We start from the raw sequence: 18,462 nt of genomic DNA, 5'->3' as shown, positions 1-18,462 counted from the left end.
GCAGTGGTCGCCTTCGACGGCACATGCTGCGTGACGCCCAGGTCGGCGCGGGGTCACGAAGACCGCAACGTTGCGTGTCAGTGTGTGTCGTCGAGAAACGCATCACGTTCACTGGCTGCTTGGGATAAGGATGCGCGGCGCACATGCGCCGCTGCCACGGCGGATGTTCCGCGTGGCCGTGTCCTGCAAGGAGTGGCAATGAATGCATTCGAACAAACGCAGCGTCGCGGCGGCTGGCCGCTGCGCCTGCTCGGCGGCGCCTGCGCGCTGATCGGCGTGGTGCTGGCGGCCGGTGGCGCCTGGCTGCTGGCGCTGGGCGGTTCCTGGTACTACCTGGTCGCTGGCCTCGGCCTGGCGATCTCCGGCGTGCAGCTGTGGCGCGCGCGGCGCAATGGCGCGTTGTGGTTCGCCGCGACCTTCCTGCTGTCGCTGCTGTGGGCGGCATGGGAATCGGGCGCCGATTACTGGCGCTGGGTGCCGCGCATGGGCCTGATGGTATTCCTGGCCTTGCTGCTGGCACTGCTGCTGCCGCGGTTGGACCGGCCGTTCTCGCGCACGCTGTCGCGCACGCTCGCCGCGGTGCTGGCGCTGGTGTTCGTCGGCGCGTTCGCGCTGGCGTTCCTGCCGTATGGGGTGACCGAGGCCGATGGCGCATTGGCGCACGCGGCCGGCATGGCCGCGGCGCTCAGGACCCCGCGTGCCGGCGTACAGCCGGCCGATGCGCCCGCCGATGCCGACTGGGCCGCCTACGGCCGCGACAATGCCGGTAGCCGCTATACGCCACTGCACCAGATCACGCCCGGCAACGTGGCGCAGTTGCGCACCGCCTGGACCTTCCGCACCGGCGACCTGCCGGACAAGCGCTGGGGCGCGGAGACCACGCCGCTGAAGATCGGCGACAGCCTGTACCTGTGCAGCGCACGCAACCAGCTGATCGCGCTGGATGCGCGCAGCGGCCGCGAACGCTGGCGCTACGATCCCAAGGTGGCCGACAAGGCGATCCCGTACACCGCCGCCTGCCGTGGCGTCAGCTACTACGCGGTGCCCGACGCCGAGGCCTCGACGTCGACCGCGTGCCGCCATCGCATCATCGAAGGCACCCTGGACGGGCGCCTGATCGCCGTCGATGCCGCCGACGGCAAGCCGTGCGAGGACTTCGGTCAGCATGGCCAGGTCGCCATCACTGTCGGCATGGGCTCCACGCCGCCCGGCTATGTCTCGATCAATTCGCCGCCGACCATCGTGCGCGGCGTGGTCGTCACCGGCCACCAGGTGCTGGACGGACAGAAGCGCTACGAACCCTCCGGCGTGATCCAGGGCTTCGACGCGGTGACCGGCGCGCTGCGCTGGGCCTGGGACATGACCCATCCGGACTGGACCGGCGCGCCACCGCCGGGGCAGACCTGGACCCGCGGCACCCCGAACATGTGGACCAGCGCCGCTGGCGACGAACAGCTCGGCTACGTGTACCTGCCGATGGGCAACTCCTCGGCCGACTACTGGAGCAGTTCGCGGACCCCGCAAGAGGATCGCTACGCGACCTCGCTGGTCGCGCTGGACGTCACCACCGGCAAGCCGGTGTGGAATTTCCAGACCACCCACATCGACGTGTGGGACTACGACCTGGGCTCGCAACCGACCCTGCTGGATTTCCCGCACGACGGCACGACCGTGCCGGCGGTGCTGCTGCCGAGCAAGCAGGGCGAGCTGTACGTGCTCGATCGGCGCACCGGCAAACCGCTGGTCGGGGTCGAGGAACGTCCGGTCCCGGGCGGCGGCGTAGAGCCGCAGCGCCGCGCCAAGACCCAGCCGTTCTCGCTGTACCACTCGCTGCGCAAGCGCGACCTGACCGAGCGCGACATGTGGGGCATGACCCCGATCGATCAGCTGGTGTGCCGCATCCAGTTCCGCAGCGCCAGCTACAAGGGCATCTACACGCCGCCGGAAGCCGATCGGCATTCGATCGAGTACCCAGGCTACAACGGCGGCTCGGACTGGGGCAGCGTGGCGGTGGATCCGCAGCGCGGGGTGATCGTCGCCAACTACAACGACATGCCCAACTACAACCGCCTGGTACCGCGGGCCAAGGCCGACAAGCTGGGCTGGGCGCCGCGCGACCAGGTGCGCGGCGACAGCGGCGGCGCCGAGGGCGCGGGCGATCCGCAGGCGGGCACGCCGTACGCGATCAATGTCAACGCCGGCTGGCGCCTGCCGTTCACCGGGCTGCTGTGCAAGCAGCCGCCCTACGGTGGCATCCGCGCGATCGACCTGGCCAGCGGCAAGACCCTGTGGGACCGTCCGTTCGGCAGTGCGCGGGGCAACGGCCCGTTCGGCATCCACTCCGGCTTGCCGATCGAGATCGGCACGCCCAACAACGGCGGTGCCGTGGTCAGCGCCAGCGGCCTGATCTTCATCGCCGCGGCCACCGACGACATGATCCGCGCGATCGACCTGGCCAGCGGCAAGACCCTGTGGCAGGCCAAGCTGCCGGCCGGCGGCCAGGCCACGCCGATGGTGTACGCGGTCGACGGCCGCGAGTATCTGGTCATCGTCGCCGCCGGCCACCACTTCATGGAGACCAAGCGTGGCGACTACGTGATCGCCTATGCGCTGCCGGCAGCGCCGTGATGATCGCCACCGCTGCGAGGTCGCGATGCGGCTTCGCAGCGGCGGGACGTGGCGGACGCGGGGCGGGCGTATTCGGACGCCCAGCATGCCGCGCAGCGAGCAGCGTTGCGTCGCGATTCGTCCGCGCGAGGCATATGCGATTCGCAACCTGCAGGTAGGAGCGGCTTCAGCCGCGACAGGCGTTCCCGGGAGCGCCCGTCGCGTCTGAAGCCGCTCCTACGGACGCGACTGTGCGGGCGGCGCATCGCAACCGTAGAAGCAGCGCGGCAGCAGACGTCTGCCCGCGCCCATGTCACGCCTTCCACGCGCCGAGGCGGTGCTTACTCCAACTGGTCGCGCGCGAACGCCGCATCCAGCGCTTCCATCGCATCGCGCGGCTTGAGTTTGGCCGCCTTCTCGAACGCCGCGGCGGCGGCGTCCTCGCGCTTGTGGCCGTACAGCAACAGCAGCACGTTGGCGTGTTCGACGTGGGCGATCGGTGCGTCCGGCACCAGCTTCAGCGCCTGCTGGATGTGCTGTTCCGCGGTGGCCGCCTTCGCTCCGTAGGTCAGGCCGCCGATCATCGCCCCGACCTTGCCGATGATCTCGGCGTGGTACAGGGCCAGCGCCATGTGCGCCTCGGCATGCTTGGGTTCCAGTTCCAGCGCCGCTTCCAGCGACGCGCGCACCTTGCTGGCGATGCCCTGCTTGAGCGCCTTGACGATGCTCAGGCCCTGGCTGTACCGGCCCAGCGCGAAGGCGTGGCGGTAGTGGCTGTTGGCTTCGTCCGGCAGCGCGGCGATCGCCGCTTCGGCCAGTGTCGCGGCCTGCTGCAACCTCTGCAATTGCTCTTTTTCGTCGTCGACCAGATAGCCGGCGTGGATGCCGATCGCCTTGACCGCGACCGAGGCGCCGAACACGCCCAACGCCTTGCCCGCCTCGTAGGCCTGCTGGAACTGCCCGTGGTGGAAGGCCTGCCAGGCCTCGATCAGCGCCGCCGACAGCGTCTGCGCGTCGCGGCCCTTGCCGGCCTTGCCGGCGGCATCCAGCAGCGCCTGCGCGCGCGCCGGGTCGGGGTAGGGTTCGCAGTCGCCGGCGTGCAGCTTGGGCCAGGCCTTCTTCAACGCATCGCCGGCGTAGGCGTAGGCCTTGGCGTCGTACGGGAACGGCGCCCATGCGCCCGATGTTGCTGCCATGCGAATCTCCCTGTCTGCGCCGGCAACGGCGTCCGCGCCGAGCATGGCGCTGCGGCGGGCGCGTGGCAAGGGCGGTGGCGGATAGTGTGTTTGCTCAAGCCGCCGGCGCCAGCATGGCGCACATCGGGGCCACTGCCGGCCCAGTTGGAGATCGTGCGATGGCGACCAAGAAGCGTTCCACTTCCGCGCTGCGGCCGGACCGGCTGAACCCGCGGCACCTGTGGCTGGCCGGGCTGGGCGTGGTCGCGCTGACCCGCAAGCGCGCGCTGGCCGCCGCGGCCGATGCCGCACAGGGCGCGGCGACCCTGAAGGCGCTGGCCACGCAACTGGCCGACGAGGCCGAGAGCAGCGTGCGCGAGGGCGCCGCCGCGTTGCGCGGCCAGGTGCAGCCGTTGAGCGCCGAGGTCGAGGCGCGCCTGCAGCCGGTGCTGGTCAAGCTGGGGCTGCAGGCAGGTCCGCAGCCGCGCAAGCGCGCCACGAGCAAGCGCGGCGCCAAGCAGGCGACGGCCAAGCGCTCCGCCGCCAAGCACGCCACCCGCCCGCGTCGCGCTGGCGCCTGACTCGGCGCGCTCCCGCACGCACGGCAGCGCGCCACGCTCGGGCATACTCGCCGGCCACGACCCGATCCGAGACGCCCACAGCATGCAGATCCGTCCCGCGACACTCGACGATGCCGAGGCGATGGTCGCCGTGCAGAACGCGATCTTCGCGGCCGGGCTGCGCAAGGCGCCGACCGACCTGGCGACGGTGCGCGCGACCTATCTGCAGCATCCCGATCGCCTGCAGTGCGTGCTCGCCGAGGACGCCGAGGGGCGTGTCCTCGGCTTCCAGTCGCTGCGGATCGCGCGGCCCGGCAATGCCTATGATGTCGCCGAGGGCTGGGGCATCATCGGCACCCACGTCGATCCGCGTGGCGCCCGCCGCGGCGTCGGCAGTGCGCTGTTCCGCGCCACCTGCGCGGCGGCGCGTGGCGCCGGGCTGACCCGCATCGACGCCAGCATCGCTGCCGACAACGCGCTCGGCCAGGCGTACTACGAGGCCATCGGCTTTCGCACCTATCGCACGCCGCCGGATTTGGTGTGCAAGGTCTACCAGCTCGACGGCGACACCGCTAACGGCTGAGTGTCGTCGCGCCCCCGCGCGCTGACGCGCAGGGCGGGGTGCCTCAATCCAGATAGGCGTCCATCAGCGCGGCCAGGTGCGCGCGTTCGGCCTCGCGCAGGAACGGCGCGATCAGCCGCATCACCTGCACGATGCCGTGGCGGATCGCCACTTGCTCGTCCTTTTCGCCGCGTGCGGCCGCGTAGTTGAGCCAGAACGTGGCCACCACCAGCGCGTTGGTGGCCACGCCCGCCAGTTCCTGGGCGCTGGCGCGCATCGCCCCGGTCTGCGCCAACCCCTGGAACACCGCCTGCACGCTGGCGTCGGCGCGGCGCAGGATGCGCGCGAAGCGCAGGCGCAGGCGCCGGCTGCGGCTGAGGATCTCGACCAGATCGCGGTACAGGAAGCGGTAGTCCCAGATGCACTCGAACACCAGGTGCAACTGCAGCCAGATGTCCTCCAGCCCGGGCAGGCGCGCACTCGGCAGCGCCAGCGCCGCGTCCATGCGCTCCTCATAGCGCGCGAACAGGTGCTCGATGATGTCGTCCTTGTTGCGGAAGTGGTAGTACAGGTTGCCGGGGCTGATCTCCAGCTCGTCGGCGATGTGGTTGGTGGTGACGTGCGGCTCGCCCTGCGCGTTGAACATCGCAAGGGCGGTCTCGAGGATGCGCCGCCGGGTGTCGCGGGCCATCAGGCCAGCAGCTTCTTCACCAGGTCCACGTACTTCTTCTGCGCGTCGGCCTGCGGCATGCCCTTGAGCTTGGCCCAGGCCTCGTACTTGGCGGTGCCGACGAAGTCGAAGAAGCCGGGCTTGGCGCCGCTCACGTCGCCCTCCGAGCCTTGCTTGTACAGCGCGTAGAGCCGCAACAGGGTGTCGTTGTCGGGACGCTCCGCGCGTTGCTTGATGTCCTGGACCGCTTTCTCGAAGGCTGCCTTGCTGTCCGCCATGATCCCGCTCCGCCCTGACCGGCAGGCATCACAGCACGGGCGACCGGCCGGGTCAACGCGGTCCGTGGCCGTCCGCGCCTGCGGCGGCCGGCGCGGACGCTGGGGTCACAGCATCGACAATGCGTCGAGCTGCCGGGTGTCGGCGATGCGTTCGTGCGCGTGCGCGGCCTGTTCGTGCGCCGCCTGTGCCTGCCGCGCCAGCGAGGCCTTGGCCGCGATCGAGCGGATCGCATCGGTCACTTCGGCCAGCGGCACCTGGCTGCCGAGCCGCTGGAAGGTGTCGCGACTGTTGTAGCCGGAGCCGTCGCGCAGGTACTGCTCGTACATGGTCAGCAGTTCGGTGCAGGCCGCGGTCAGGGTTTCCATGTTGTTGCGGGCCAGGGCGTGGCCGACCTGGTCGAGGTTGTGCAGGCAGTCGGACAGCCAGTGCAGGTCGTAGCGCGCGCTGGCCGGCTCCGGCCCGTTGTGGCCGCGGCTGTAGGCGCTGTAGCGGCGGATGCTGCGCGCCACGCGGGCGACGTGGGCAAGCAGGGTGCCGACCTCGTCGGCGATGTCGATTTGCGCCAGGGCGATGGTCGACGGCGGCGCAGCCGGCACCGGCGCTGGCGCCGCCTTCGGCGCTGCCGCCGGAGATGCCGTGGCAGGTGCGGCAGTGGAGGACGCGGCCGCCGCGGGCGCCGCCTCGTATTCGAGGGTCGCGCGCAGGCGCTCGTGGTCCTGGCGCAGCGTTTCCAGTTCCTGCGCGCTGGCGGCGGCCTGCGCCTTCAGCTGGCTCAGCGCCGCCTGATACCGCGCGATGGTCTCCTTCGCAGTCGCGTCGCGTCGATAGGCATGCCCCAGACGCTGGAACAAGCCATGCGCGAACGCTGTGGCAACGGCAGCCCACAGCGCCACGGCAGGAGTGAGGTAGATCAGGATGCCCATGCAGGCTCCTTGAAACGATGCATCCCTTGTCGGCGTGTTTCCGCCGAACTTGAGGGTCTATCGTTCGAGGGGTGACGCAGTTCCGGTTTGAGGTGACAGCCGCTGTCCTATGCCCCGGGCAGGTGGCGCGTGGGCTGTCGCGACGCTAGGGAGCGGGCTTGGACAGCGCCTTCGACTTGGCGTACAGCGCCTTGGCGATCTCCGCATCGCCCAGTGCTGCGTGACATTCGGCCAGGCTGTCCCAGACGTTGGCCGAGTCCGGAAACAGCACGGTGTTGAGGGTGAATACCTTCAGCGCCCTGGCAGCGCCGAGGCTCTCGCGGATGGCGTAGCCGCTGGCGTTGATCGCGCGCTCCTGTTCGCTGGCAGGGACGCCATTGCCGTCGTGCAGCCACGCGCGCATGGCATCCGTCGCGCCGGCGCCATCGTCCAGCGCATAGGCGATCAAGCGCTCGGAGAGCAGCGCATGCGGGAATTCCTTCGGGGCGGCCTGCGCCATCGTGCTGTCCACCAGCGTGCTGGACCAGACATTGCGGGCGCTGCCGTTGGTGAAATACACGAAGATCCAGTAGCCATTGCGCAGGTTGCCTTTGTAGGCCAGCCGCGCCCGCACGCGGGTGCCGCCATCGTGGCCGACCTGGGTGTAGCCATCGCTGCGCGTGGTATCCCAACCGGTGGAGAAGAAGTTGCTGCCGCCACCGGCCAGCGTCTGCGGCTGCCACAGCCGTTCCAGCGTCGCCGTGGGCACCAGCCTGCCTGTGGCCAAGGCCTGCAGGAAGCGGTTCATGTCGCCGACGCTGGTCTGCAGATCGGCGTGGCCCCAGCCGTAGTTCGGCCAGGGGTCTTCATCGGCCGGCTGCAGCGCGCCGTCCTTGCCGAGATACGGCACGGCCGCGCGATCCGGCGGGACGCTGGCCCGGCCCCACGACGTACTGCGCATCTGTAGCGGCCGCAGGATGCGTTCGCGCGCGATGGCGGGGTAGGGCTTGCGGTAGTGCGCTTCCAGCAGGGCGGTCAGCACCAGGTAGTTGGCCTGGGTGTACCGCACCTGGCTGCCGGTGGCGAACTGCATCGGTGCCGCGCCGGCCACCTTCAGTGCGGCGGCAAGGTCGGGTGCCACGCCGGGGTAGCCCTTGCTCACCCAGCGGTTGTCCACGCGGTCGTAGTACTCGGCGATGCCGGAACTGTGATTGAGGAAATCGCGGACGTGGATCGTCTGCCACGCGGCCGGCAGCTGCGGAACGTAGCGGCTGGCTGGGGCATCCAGATCCACCTTGCCCTGATCCACCAACTGCATCACCAGCGTACTGGTCAACAGCTTGGCCATCGACTGCGCGGTGAAGATGGAATCGACGGTGGCCGGCGCGTGGCTGGCCGGATCGCGTTCGCCACTGGCGCCCTGGTAGAGCACCCGACCGTTGTGCGCGACCAGCACCGCCTGGCCGGCAATACCATAGCGTTCGCGGTTGACCTGCAGTTGCGCGTCCAGTCGCGCGGCAAGGGTGTCCGCGCTATCCCGAGCCGAGGCAGGCATGCTGCCGAGCAAGGTGCAGAGCAGCGTGGCAGCAAGGGCGCGAACCATCGCGGTGATCCATCAGTGGCGATGGCGCATCATGGGTGCCCTGAAAAACAGGGTCAAGCGTCGCGAGGCGCGCCTTGCTCGACTGCGGATCGCAGGCATGCACCTTTGCCTATCGGGCCGGGCGCACCTTGGCGCGACAGAATGCAGGCGGATGCCGGCCAGTGGCCAGCACCCCTCGTCGGCACCCGATCAGCCCAGAATGCCCGGCAGATCCAGTTCCTTCTCCTTCGCGCAGTCCATCGCGATCGGGTAGCCCGCATCGGCATGCCGCATCACCCCCGTGGCCGGGTCGTTCCACAACACCCGGGCGATGCGCCTGGCCGCGGCCTCGGTGCCGTCGCAGACGATGACCATGCCGGCGTGCTGCGAGAAGCCCATGCCGACGCCGCCGCCGTGGTGCAGCGACACCCAGGTGGCGCCGCTGGCGGTGTTGAGCAGGGCGTTGAGCAGCGGCCAGTCGGAGACCGCGTCGGAGCCATCGGCCATGGCCTCGGTCTCGCGGTTCGGCGAGGCGACGCTGCCCGAATCCAGATGGTCGCGGCCGATCACCACTGGCGCCTTCAGTTCGCCGTTGGCGACCATTTCGTTGAACGCCAGTCCCAGGCGATCGCGGTCGCCCAGGCCGACCCAGCAGATGCGCGCGGGCAGGCCCTGGAACTTGATCTTCTCGGCGGCCATGTCCAGCCAGCGGTGCAGGTGCGGGTTGTCCGGGATCAGTTCCTTGACCTTGGCATCGGTCCTGGCGATGTCCTCCGGGTCGCCGCTCAGCGCGGCCCAGCGGAACGGGCCGACGCCGCGGCAGAACAGCGGGCGGATGTAGGCCGGCACGAAGCCGGGGAAATCGAATGCATCGGTGACGCCTTCTTCCAGCGCCATCTGCCGCAGGTTGTTGCCGTAGTCCACGGTCGGCACACCCAGCGCGTGGAAGGCGAGCATGGCGCGGATGTGGTTGGCCATCGAGTCGCGCGCGGCGGCCTCCACTTCCTTGGGCGCGCTCGCGCGCTTTTCGTCCCACCGCTCGACGCTCCAGCCCTGCGGCAGGTAGCCGTTGACCGGGTCGTGCGCGGAGGTCTGATCCGTCAGCAGGTCCGGCTTGACGCCACGGACCAGCAGTTCATCCAGCACGTCGGCGACATTGCCGAGCAGGCCGACCGACAGCGGTTTCTTCGCCGTGCACGATTCTTCGATCAGGCGCAGCGCCTCGTCGAGATTATCGGTCCAGGTGTCCAGATAGCCGGTGCGCAGGCGCATCTCGATGCTGCTCTTGCGGCACTCCACCGCCAGGCATGAGGCGCCGGCCATCACCGCGGCCAGCGGCTGCGCGCCGCCCATGCCGCCGAGGCCGCCGGTGAACAGCCACTTCCCGGACAGGTCGCCGCCGTAGTGCTGCCGGCCCATTTCCACGAAGGTTTCGTAGGTGCCCTGGACGATGCCCTGCGCGCCGATGTAGATCCAGCTGCCGGCGGTCATCTGGCCGTACATGGCCAGGCCCTTTTTATCCAGCTCGTTGAAGTGGTCCCAGTTGGCCCAGCGCGGCACCAGGTTGGAGTTGGCGATCAGCACCCGCGGCGCGTCGGCATGGGTGCGGAACACGCCGACCGGCTTGCCCGACTGCACGAGCAGGGTCTGGTCGTCGTCCAGGCGCTTGAGCGTTTCCACGATCGCGTCGAAGGATTCCCAGTCGCGCGCCGCGCGGCCGATGCCGCCGTACACCACCAGTTCCTGCGGGCGCTCGGCCACGTCCGGGTGCAGGTTGTTCATCAGCATGCGCAGCGGCGCTTCGGTCAGCCAGCTCTTGGCGGTGAGCGTGCTGCCGGTGGGGGCGTGGATGCGGCGGGTGGCGTCGAGGCGGGTCATGCGGGAATCCTCAGGTGGATGCGCGGAAGGCGGAACGCGGTGCGCGCGCGTCAGTTGGCGACGCGGCCGGATGCGGCGGGGCTGCGGGCGAAGGCGAGGCAGGCCTGCAGCACGTGCTGCAGCACCGCGTGCAGCGGCGCGGCGTGGTCGGGTTGCCAGGGTGACGGCCAGGTGCTGGGGTCGACCGTGTCCGGCTCGTGCATGTAGCCGCGGCAGGCCAGTTCCATCTGGATCGCGTGCACGCCGTCGGCCGGCGCGCCGTGGTGGCGGGTGCTCCAGCCACCCTTGAAGCGGCCGTTGCGCACATGGCTGAAGCCGCTGTCGGCGCAGACGCGCTCGACCGCATCGGTCAGCGCCGCCGCGCAACTGCTATCCACTGCACCGGAGGCGCCGGCACTGCCGATGTTGAACTGCGGCAGCTCGCCGTCGAACAGGTGCGGAATGCGCGAGCGGATCGAATGCGCGTCGTACACCACGATCGCCGGGTGCCGGGCGCGCAGGCGCGCGATCTCCGCATCCAGCGCGGCGTGGTAGGGCGCGAACCAGCGCGTGAGGCGCGCGTCGATCTCGGCCGCATCCGGCTCGGCGCCGGGCCGGTACAGCGGCTGTGCGTCGAAGGTGGTCAGCGGGCACAGCCCGGTGGTGTTCTGGCCGGGATACAGCGACACCCCGGCCGGGTCGCGGTTGACGTCGATCACCGAGCGCGAGATCGCGGTGCGCACGGTGGTCGCGCCGAGTGTCTTGGCGAAGTCGTACAGCAGGTGCACCCACCAGTCGGCATCGCGCTGCGCCAGCCACGGCGAGACGAAGCGCTCGGCCAGCGCCTCCGGCAACTCGGTGCCGGTATGCGGGAAGCTGAGGATCAGCGGCGCATCGCCGCGGTGCACGGTGAGCCAGTCGGGCAGGGATGTCATACGGCCTCGCGGGTTGTGCTGTTCTGTAGGAGCGGCTTTAGCCGCGACAGGGCATTGCCGGGAAAGCCCGGTCGCGGCTCAAGCCGCTCCTACAAGGGGTCGTCGGATTAGACACTGACCTCGGGCAACGGCATCCCCACCGCCGCGGCCAGCGCGCCGTCGCGCACCAGCGCGGTGGCGGCCAGCATGTCCGGGTGGAAATAGCGGTCGTCCTGCAGCGCCGGCACGCGGGCGCGCAGCAGCGCGCGTGCCGCTTCCAGGGCGGCGCTGGAGCGCAGCGGCGCGTGGAAGTCGCAGCCCTGCGCGGCCGCCAGCAATTCGATACCGACCACGTTGGCCGCGTTCTCGGCCATCGCCAGCAGGCGCCGCGCGCCATGCGCGGCCATCGACACGTGGTCTTCCTGGTTGGCCGAGGTCGGGATCGAGTCGACGCTGGCCGGATAGGCGCGCTGCTTGTTCTCCGAGACCAGCGCCGCGGCGGTGACCTGCGGGATCATGAAGCCGGAGTTGAGGCCCGGCTTGGGCGTCAGGAACGCCGGCAGCCCGGACAGCGCCGGGTCCACCAGCATGGCGACGCGGCGCTCGCTGATCGAGCCGATCTCGCAGACCGCCAGCGCCAGCATGTCGGCGGCGAAGGCCACCGGCTCAGCGTGGAAGTTGCCACCGGACAGCGCCTCGCCGGTATCGCTGAACACCAGCGGGTTGTCGGAGACGCCGTTGGCCTCGGTGGCCAGGGTGGTGGCGGCCTGGCGCATCACGTCCAGCGCCGCGCCCATCACCTGCGGTTGGCAGCGCAGGCAGTACGGGTCCTGCACGCGCACGTCGTTGTCGCGGTGCGAATCGCGGATCGCCGAGTCGTGCATCAATTCACGCAGCGCGGCGGCGGTGGCGATCTGCCCGGGCTGGCCGCGCAGCGCATGGATGCGCGGATCGAACGGGGTGTCCGAGCCTTTCGCGGCCTCGGTGGACAGCGCGCCGGCGACCAGCGCGGCATGGAACACGCGCTCGATCTCGAACAGCCCGGCCAACGCATAGGCGGTGGAGAACTGGGTGCCGTTGAGCAGTGCCAGGCCCTCCTTGGCGCCGAGCGTCAGCGGCTGTAGCCCGGCCTGGGCCAGCGCCTGCGCCGCCGGCAGGCGCGCGTCGCCGACGAAGGCCTCGCCGACGCCGAGCATCACCGTGGCCAGGTGCGCCAGCGGCGCCAGGTCGCCGGAGGCGCCGACCGAGCCCTGGCACGGCACCACCGGGATCACCTCGTGGTGCAGCAGCGCCTCCAGCAGCGCCAGCGTCTGCGGCTGCACGCCGGAGGCGCCCTGGGCCAGGCTGGCCAGCTTCAGCGCCATCATCAGCCGCACCACCGGCACCGGCATCGGCGCGCCGACCCCGGCCGCGTGCGACAGCACGATGTTGCGCTGCAGGGCCTGCAGGTCCTCGCGCTCGATGCGCACGCTGGCCAGCTTGCCGAAACCGGTGTTGATGCCGTACACCGGCGCGCCGGTGGCCACGATCGCCTCCACGGTGTGCGCGCTGCGCAGCACCGCGTCGGCGCAGGCCGGGTCCAGGCGCACGCCGGCGCCGCGGTACACGGCGCGCCATTGCGCCAGGCTGACCGCGCCGGGGCGCAGCAGGATCTCGTCGTCGCTCATTGTCCTCTCCAGATACGCGCATGCAGCGGGTTGAAGCCCATGCGATAGACCAATTCGGCCGGTTCGGCGATGTCCCAGATCGCCAGGTCGCAGACCAGTCCGGCGCGCAGCCGGCCGACCTGGTCCTGGCGCCCGAGCGCACGCGCCGCCTCGCGGGTGAAGCCGGCGATGCACTCGGCCACGGTCAGCCGGAACAGCGTCGCCGCCAGGTTCATCGCCAGCAGCGGACTGGTCAGCGGCGAGGTGCCGGGGTTGCAGTCGGTGGCCAGCGCGCGCGGCACGCCCGCGGCGCGCAGCGCGGCGATCGGCGGCAGCTGGGTGTCGCGGGTGAAATAGAACGCGCCCGGCAGCAGCACCGCGACAGTGCCGGCGGCAGCCATCGCGGCGACACCGGCGTCGTCCAGGTATTCGACATGGTCGGCCGAGCGCGCGCCGTAGCGTGCGGCCAGCGCTGCGCCGCCCTGGTTGGACAGTTGCTCGGCATGGATCTTCAGCGCCAGGCCGTGGCGCTGCGCGGCCTGGAACACCTGCTCGGTCTGCGCCGGGGTGAACGCCAGATGCTCGCAGAACACGTCCACCGCCTCGGCCAGGCCCTGCGCGGCGACGGCCGGGATCATGCGCTCGCAGACCTCGTCGATGTAGGCCTGCGCCTCGGCCTCGGGCGGCACGGCGTGCGCGCCGAGGAAGGTGGGCGACACCGCCACCGCGCGCAGTTCGCCCAGGCGCCGCACCACGCGCAGCAGGCGCAGTTCGTCCTCCAGGGTCAGGCCGTAGCCGGACTTGATCTCCACCGTGGTCACGCCTTCGGCCAGCAGCGCGTCCAGCCGCGGCAGGCTGGCGGCGAGCAGGGCGTCCTCGTCGGCGGCGCGGGTGGCACGCACCGTGGAGACGATGCCGCCGCCGGCGCGGGCGATGTCCGCGTAGCTGGCGCCGAGCAACCGCTGCTCGAACTCGCCGGCACGGTTGCCGGCATAGACCAGATGGGTGTGGCAGTCGATCAGGCCGGGGCCGATCCAGCGCCCGCCGCAATCGATGCTGCGTTGTGCCGACAGCGGGCCGGGCAATTGCGCGGCGGCGCCGGCGTAGACGATGCGCCCGTCGCGGCAGGCCACCACGCCGTCGTGGACCAGCCCCAATCCGCCGTCCTCGGCGTCCAGCGTCATCAGGTGCGCGTTGTGCCAGAGCGTGTCGCAGGGCATGGTCACGGGCAGGCTCGTCGTTTATTTTGTATATACAATATTGCGGTCGATGGAGGGTGTCCAGTGCAGACCCAGGCGCAACAGCAGGCCAGTGGCAAGGCGGGATCGGGCGAATTCTGGTGCGCGCACGCGTTGCTGCCGCAAGGCTGGGCGCGCGACGTGCGCATTGGCGTGCGCGGTGGTCGCATCGCCACGGTGGAGCGCGGCGTGCCCGCGGCCACGGGCGATCGGCGCCTGGACATCGTGGTGCCCGGGCTGGGCAATCTGCACAGCCACGCCTTCCAGCGCGGCATGGCCGGACTCACCGAGATCGGTGGGCGCAGCGGCGACAGCTTCTGGAGCTGGCGCGAACTGATGTACCGCTTCCTGCAGCGGCTGAGCCCCGACGATCTGCAGGCCATCGCCGAGCAGGCCTACGTGGAGATGCTCGAGGCCGGCTTCACCCGGGTCGGCGAGTTCCACTACGTGCATCACGCGGCCGACGGCCGGCCCTATGCCGACCGTGCCGAGATGGCGCAGCGCCTGGCGGCCGCGGCGCAGACCAGCGGCATCGGCCTGACCCTGCTGCCGGTGTTCTACGCGCATGCCGACTTCGGCGGCGCCGCGCCGAACCCGGCGCAGCAGCGCCTGCTGCACGACGTCGACGGTTTCGCCGCGCTGCTGGACGGCAGCCGCCGCGCCCTGCAGGGGCTGGACGACGCGGTGCTGGGCCTGGCCCCGCACAGCCTGCGCGCGGTCACCCCGGAAGAACTGGCGACCCTGCTGCCGCTGTGCGATGGCCCGGTGCACATCCATATCGCCGAGCAGACCCGCGAGGTCGACGCCTGCCTGGCCTGGAGCGGGCAGCGGCCGGTGCAGTGGTTGCTGGCGCACGCGCCGGTGGATGCGCGCTGGTGCCTGGTCCACGCCACCCACGTCGACGCCGCCGAAGTGCAGGGCATCGCCGCCAGCGGCGCCGTGGTCGGACTGTGCCCGATCACCGAGGCCAACCTCGGCGACGGCCTGTTCCCGATGCCGGCGTTCCTGCGGGCCGGCGGCCGTTTCGGCGTCGGCTCCGATTCCAACGTGCTGATCGATGCGGCCGAGGAACTGCGCCTGCTCGAATACGGTCAGCGCCTGAGCCTGCGCGGGCGCAACGTACTGACCGGCGACACCGCGCTGTCCAGTGGCCGCCTGTTGTTCCAGTCCGCGGCGCAGGGCGCGGCGCAGGCGCTCGGCGTGGCCCAGGGCCTGTGCGAGGGCGCGCCGGCCGATCTGGTCGAGCTGGACGCCGCGCATCCGGCCTTGCAGGCGCGCCATGGCGATGCCTGGCTGGACAGCTGGCTGTTCGCCGCGCGCGGCGGCGCGGTGCGTTCGGTCTGGCGCCACAGCCGCGAACTGGTACGCGAAGGCCGCCACCTGCAGCGCGAGGGCGTGGCCGCCCGCTATGCGCGCGCGCTGACCCGGCTGCTGGACGCATGAGCCGCGGCACCCGCGCGCTGTGTGCTGTCTGCCGTGGCACGGACTGCCGATGACGCCGGCCGCACCGATCCTGCCGCTCAATCAGCGCATCCGCCGCGACATCGAGGCGCATATCCGCAGCGGCGCGTGGCCGCCCGGCCATCGCATTCCGTTCGAACACGAGTTGATGGCGCAGTACGGCTGCTCGCGGATGACCGTCAACAAGGTGCTGGCGCTGCTCGCCGACGCCGGCATGATCGAACGCCGGCGCCGCGCCGGTTCGTTCGTGGCGCGGCCGCATCCGCACATGGAGCAGGTGGCGCTGGAGATCCCGGACATCCCGGTCGAGGTCGCCGCGCGTGGTCATGCCTACCGCTTCGAACTGCTGGAGCGGCAGCAGCGCGCACCGCGCGCGGGGCTGCCGCAGGAGGCCGAGGTCGCCGCCGGGGGCAGCCTGCTGGCGCTGCACTGCCTGCACTACGCCGATGGTCGTCCGTTCGCGCTGGAGGAACGGGTGATCAATCCGGTGGCGGTGCCCGAGGCCTTGCAGATGGACTTCGCGGTCACCGTGCCCGGCAGCTGGCTGCTGCAGCATGTGCCGTGGACGCGCGCCGAACACCGCATCAGCGCGGTCGGCGCCAGTGCCGCGCAGGCGGCACGCCTGCAGGTGCCGGCCGGCACGGCCTGCCTGTTGATCGACCGCCGCACCTGGCGCGGCGAGCAGGCGGTGACCTTCGTGCGCCAGGTGTTCCTCGGCGACACCTACGACCTGATCGCGCGGTTTTCGCCCGGCGCGCGCTGAAGCCGGCGCACTGCACACGAGCGTCGCCACATAGGCGCACTGCGATGCTGTGATGCAGCACGGCGCGCACGCACTCACCATACTCCAGCGTGCGTTTGTCCTGCCCGCCGCACTCTGGCAAGTTAGCGCCGAGGCTGGGCGAGGGGCCGTGGCCGCGGAACGAGGGATGGTTCGGCATGACGTATTTCGTGACAGGCGCCACCGGTTTCATCGGCCGCTATCTGATGGCCAACCTGATGCGGCGCAAGGGCACCGTGCATGTGCTGCTGCGCAAGGAGTCGCAGCGCAAGTTCGATACGCTGGTCCGCGAGCAGGGGTGGGATCCCAAGCGCCTGGTGGTACTGCACGGCGACGTCGGCGCCGACTGCTGCGGGCTGGACGCGGCGCAGCGCAAGGCGCTGCACGGCAAGGTCAAGCATTTCTTCCACCTGGCCGCGCTGTACGACCTCACCGCCAAGGCCGAGGAACAGCGCGTCGCCAACCTCGAGGGCACCCGCAACGCGCTGGAACTGGCCGCGCAACTTGGCGCCGGCATCTTCCACCACACCAGTTCGATCGCGGTGGCCGGGCTGTACCCGGGCATCTTCCGCGAGGACATGTTCGAGGAAGCCGAGGGGCTGGACGATCCCTACCTGCGCACCAAGCACGATGCCGAGGCGCTGGTGCGCGCCGAGACCCGGATCAAGTGGCGCATCTACCGCCCGGCGATGGTGGTCGGCGACTCGCGCACCGGCGCCATCGACAAGATCGACGGCCCGTACTACTTCTTTCCGCTGATCAAGAAGCTGCGCCAACTGCTGCCGCCGTGGGCGCCGATGCTGGGCATCGAGGGCGGGCGGATCAACCTGGTGCCGGTGGACTTCGTCGCCGACGCGATGGACCACATCGCGCACAAGCCCAAGCTCGACGGCCATACCTTCCACCTCACCGACCCCGAGCCGCTGCGCGTGGGCGAGGTGCTCAACGTGTTCTGCCGCGCCGGCCACGCGCCGGAGATGACCTTGCGGGTGGACGCGCGCATGTTCGCGTTCGTGCCCTCGAGCATCCGCGCCGCGGTCGGCAGCCTGCCGCCGATCCGCCGCTTCACCGGCATGCTGCTGCGCGACTTCCGCATCCCGCGCGAGGTGCTGAAGTTCATCACCTATCCCACGCGCTTCGACAGCCGCGAGACCGAGCGCGCGCTGAAGGGCAGCGGCATCGCCGTGCCGCGGCTGGAGGACTACGCCTGGCGCCTGTGGGACCACTGGGAGCGGCACCTGGACCCGGATCTGTTCGTCGACCGCTCGCTCAAGGGCAAGGTCCGCGGCAAGGTGGTGCTGATCACCGGCGGCTCCTCGGGCATCGGCCTCGCGACCGCGCAGCGGGTGGCCGAGGCCGGCGCCATCACCGTCATCGTGGCCCGCGGCGAGCAGGAACTGCATGCCGCGCGCGATGCGATGAACGCCAAGGGCGGCAAGGTCTTCGCCTATACCGCCGACCTGTCCGACCTGGCCGACTGCGACCGCCTGCTCAAGACCGTGCTGGAGGCGCACGGCCATGTCGACGTGCTGATCAACAACGCTGGCCGCTCGATCCGCCGCTCGATCGAACTGAGCTACGACCGCTTCCACGATTTCGAGCGGACCATGCAACTGAACTACTTCGGCAGCCTGCGTCTGATCATGGGCGTGCTGCCGGGCATGACCGCGCGGCGCAAGGGCCACATCATCAACGTCAGCTCGATCGGCGTGCTGGCCAACTCGCCGCGCTTTTCCGCCTACGTCGCCTCCAAGGCCGCGCTGGACGCCTGGAGCCGCTGCGCGCAGGGCGAGCTGTCGGGCAAGGGCATCAGCTTCACCACGGTCAACATGCCGCTGGTGAAGACGCCGATGATCGCCCCGACCAAGATGTACGACAGCGTGCCGACCCTGAGCGTGGACGAGGCTGCGGACCTGATGGTCAAGGCGATCATCGAACGCCCCAGCCGCGTGGCCACGCGCCTGGGCATCTTCGCCGCCCTGGTCAACGCGGTGGCGCCGAAGGCCTACGAGGTGGTGATGAACACCGCCTTCGAACTGTTCCCCGACTCGGCCGCGGCCAAGGGCGACCGCAAGGCGCTACGCGAGGCCAAGCCCAGCCAGGAGCAGATCGCGTTTGCTGCGCTGATGCGGGGCGTCCATTGGTAGTGGGGCGGGGATTGGGGAGTTGGGATTGGGGATTCGCAAAAGCGGGTCCCCGATATCGGATACGTGTTCGCGTGGGCTAAG

Annotated in this window: 15 protein-coding genes; 6 read left to right on the top strand and 9 right to left on the bottom strand. The window is 70.4% G+C overall.

The window, feature by feature from the left end; all coding sequences use genetic code 11:
* Window positions 1–198 precede the first annotated feature (198 nt).
* Entirely contained in the window at window positions 199–2,628 is a 2,430-nt protein-coding gene (locus FHR66_RS09790; RefSeq protein ID WP_167087745.1) for a membrane-bound PQQ-dependent dehydrogenase, glucose/quinate/shikimate family, read from the top strand.
* Window positions 2,629–2,948: 320 nt separating this feature from the next.
* Here FHR66_RS09790 and FHR66_RS09785 read toward each other — a convergent pair whose 3' ends face one another.
* Window positions 2,949–3,803: a tetratricopeptide repeat protein gene (locus FHR66_RS09785; RefSeq protein WP_160967846.1), complete on the bottom strand. Its 855-nt coding sequence runs from the start codon at window positions 3,801–3,803 to the stop codon at window positions 2,949–2,951.
* Window positions 3,804–3,961: 158 nt separating this feature from the next.
* On the opposite strand from FHR66_RS09785, the gene FHR66_RS09780 reads away from it, so the two are divergent.
* A complete protein-coding gene (locus tag FHR66_RS09780; protein ID WP_160967844.1) occupies window positions 3,962–4,363 on the top strand; it encodes a hypothetical protein in 402 nt (133 codons plus the stop codon).
* Between the two features lie 82 nt (window positions 4,364–4,445).
* The gene (locus tag FHR66_RS09775; protein ID WP_237475349.1) at window positions 4,446–4,925 is read left to right on the top strand and encodes a GNAT family N-acetyltransferase; all 480 of its coding nucleotides are present in this window, start codon (window positions 4,446–4,448) and stop codon (window positions 4,923–4,925) included.
* A 43-nt stretch (window positions 4,926–4,968) separates the two neighbouring features.
* On the opposite strand, the gene FHR66_RS09770 is transcribed toward FHR66_RS09775, so the two are convergent.
* The 8 genes from FHR66_RS09770 to hutI all read right to left on the bottom strand — a co-directional run bounded on the left by FHR66_RS09770 (window position 4,969) and on the right by hutI (window position 13,974).
* Window positions 4,969–5,595, bottom strand: coding sequence for a TetR/AcrR family transcriptional regulator (locus FHR66_RS09770; RefSeq protein ID WP_160967842.1), 627 nt, complete (start codon window positions 5,593–5,595; stop codon window positions 4,969–4,971).
* Window positions 5,595–5,852 (bottom strand): acyl-CoA-binding protein, encoded by a 258-nt coding sequence (locus FHR66_RS09765; protein WP_010342548.1) that lies wholly within the window; start codon window positions 5,850–5,852, stop codon window positions 5,595–5,597. Before FHR66_RS09765 ends, FHR66_RS09770 begins: the two co-directional genes overlap by 1 nt.
* 105 nt (window positions 5,853–5,957) lie before the next feature.
* A complete protein-coding gene (locus tag FHR66_RS09760) occupies window positions 5,958–6,776 on the bottom strand; it encodes a hypothetical protein (protein ID WP_160967840.1) in 819 nt (272 codons plus the stop codon).
* Between the two features lie 145 nt (window positions 6,777–6,921).
* Window positions 6,922–8,358, bottom strand: coding sequence for a serine hydrolase domain-containing protein (locus FHR66_RS09755; RefSeq protein WP_160967838.1), 1,437 nt, complete (start codon window positions 8,356–8,358; stop codon window positions 6,922–6,924).
* A gap of 189 nt (window positions 8,359–8,547) precedes the next feature.
* Window positions 8,548–10,215, bottom strand: coding sequence for a urocanate hydratase (gene hutU / locus FHR66_RS09750; protein ID WP_160967836.1), 1,668 nt, complete (start codon window positions 10,213–10,215; stop codon window positions 8,548–8,550).
* A gap of 50 nt (window positions 10,216–10,265) precedes the next feature.
* Complete coding sequence (gene hutG, locus FHR66_RS09745) at window positions 10,266–11,129, bottom strand: N-formylglutamate deformylase (protein ID WP_167087743.1); 864 nt, start codon at window positions 11,127–11,129, stop codon at window positions 10,266–10,268.
* A 107-nt stretch (window positions 11,130–11,236) separates the two neighbouring features.
* Entirely contained in the window at window positions 11,237–12,775 is a 1,539-nt protein-coding gene (gene hutH, locus FHR66_RS09740; RefSeq protein ID WP_160967832.1) for a histidine ammonia-lyase, read from the bottom strand.
* On the bottom strand, window positions 12,772–13,974 hold the full coding sequence (gene hutI, locus FHR66_RS09735; RefSeq protein WP_160967953.1) for an imidazolonepropionase: 1,203 nt from the start codon (window positions 13,972–13,974) through the stop codon (window positions 12,772–12,774). Before hutI ends, hutH begins: the two co-directional genes overlap by 4 nt.
* A 63-nt stretch (window positions 13,975–14,037) precedes the next feature.
* Here hutI and FHR66_RS09730 point away from each other — a divergent pair, with 63 nt between their 5' ends.
* The 3 genes from FHR66_RS09730 to FHR66_RS09720 all read left to right on the top strand — a co-directional run bounded on the left by FHR66_RS09730 (window position 14,038) and on the right by FHR66_RS09720 (window position 18,381).
* On the top strand, window positions 14,038–15,435 hold the full coding sequence (locus FHR66_RS09730; RefSeq protein WP_160967830.1) for a formimidoylglutamate deiminase: 1,398 nt from the start codon (window positions 14,038–14,040) through the stop codon (window positions 15,433–15,435).
* Between the two features lie 49 nt (window positions 15,436–15,484).
* Window positions 15,485–16,216 carry a histidine utilization repressor gene (gene hutC, locus FHR66_RS09725; protein WP_160967828.1) on the top strand — a complete coding sequence of 244 codons (732 nt, stop codon included), beginning with the start codon at window positions 15,485–15,487 and terminating at the stop codon, window positions 16,214–16,216.
* Between the two features lie 176 nt (window positions 16,217–16,392).
* Complete coding sequence (locus FHR66_RS09720) at window positions 16,393–18,381, top strand: SDR family oxidoreductase (RefSeq protein WP_160967826.1); 1,989 nt, start codon at window positions 16,393–16,395, stop codon at window positions 18,379–18,381.
* Window positions 18,382–18,462: the final 81 nt, after the last annotated feature.

The sequence above is a fragment of the Xanthomonas sp. F4 genome, from assembly GCF_011761895.1.
This window is presented reverse-complemented; position numbering and strand designations above follow the sequence as displayed.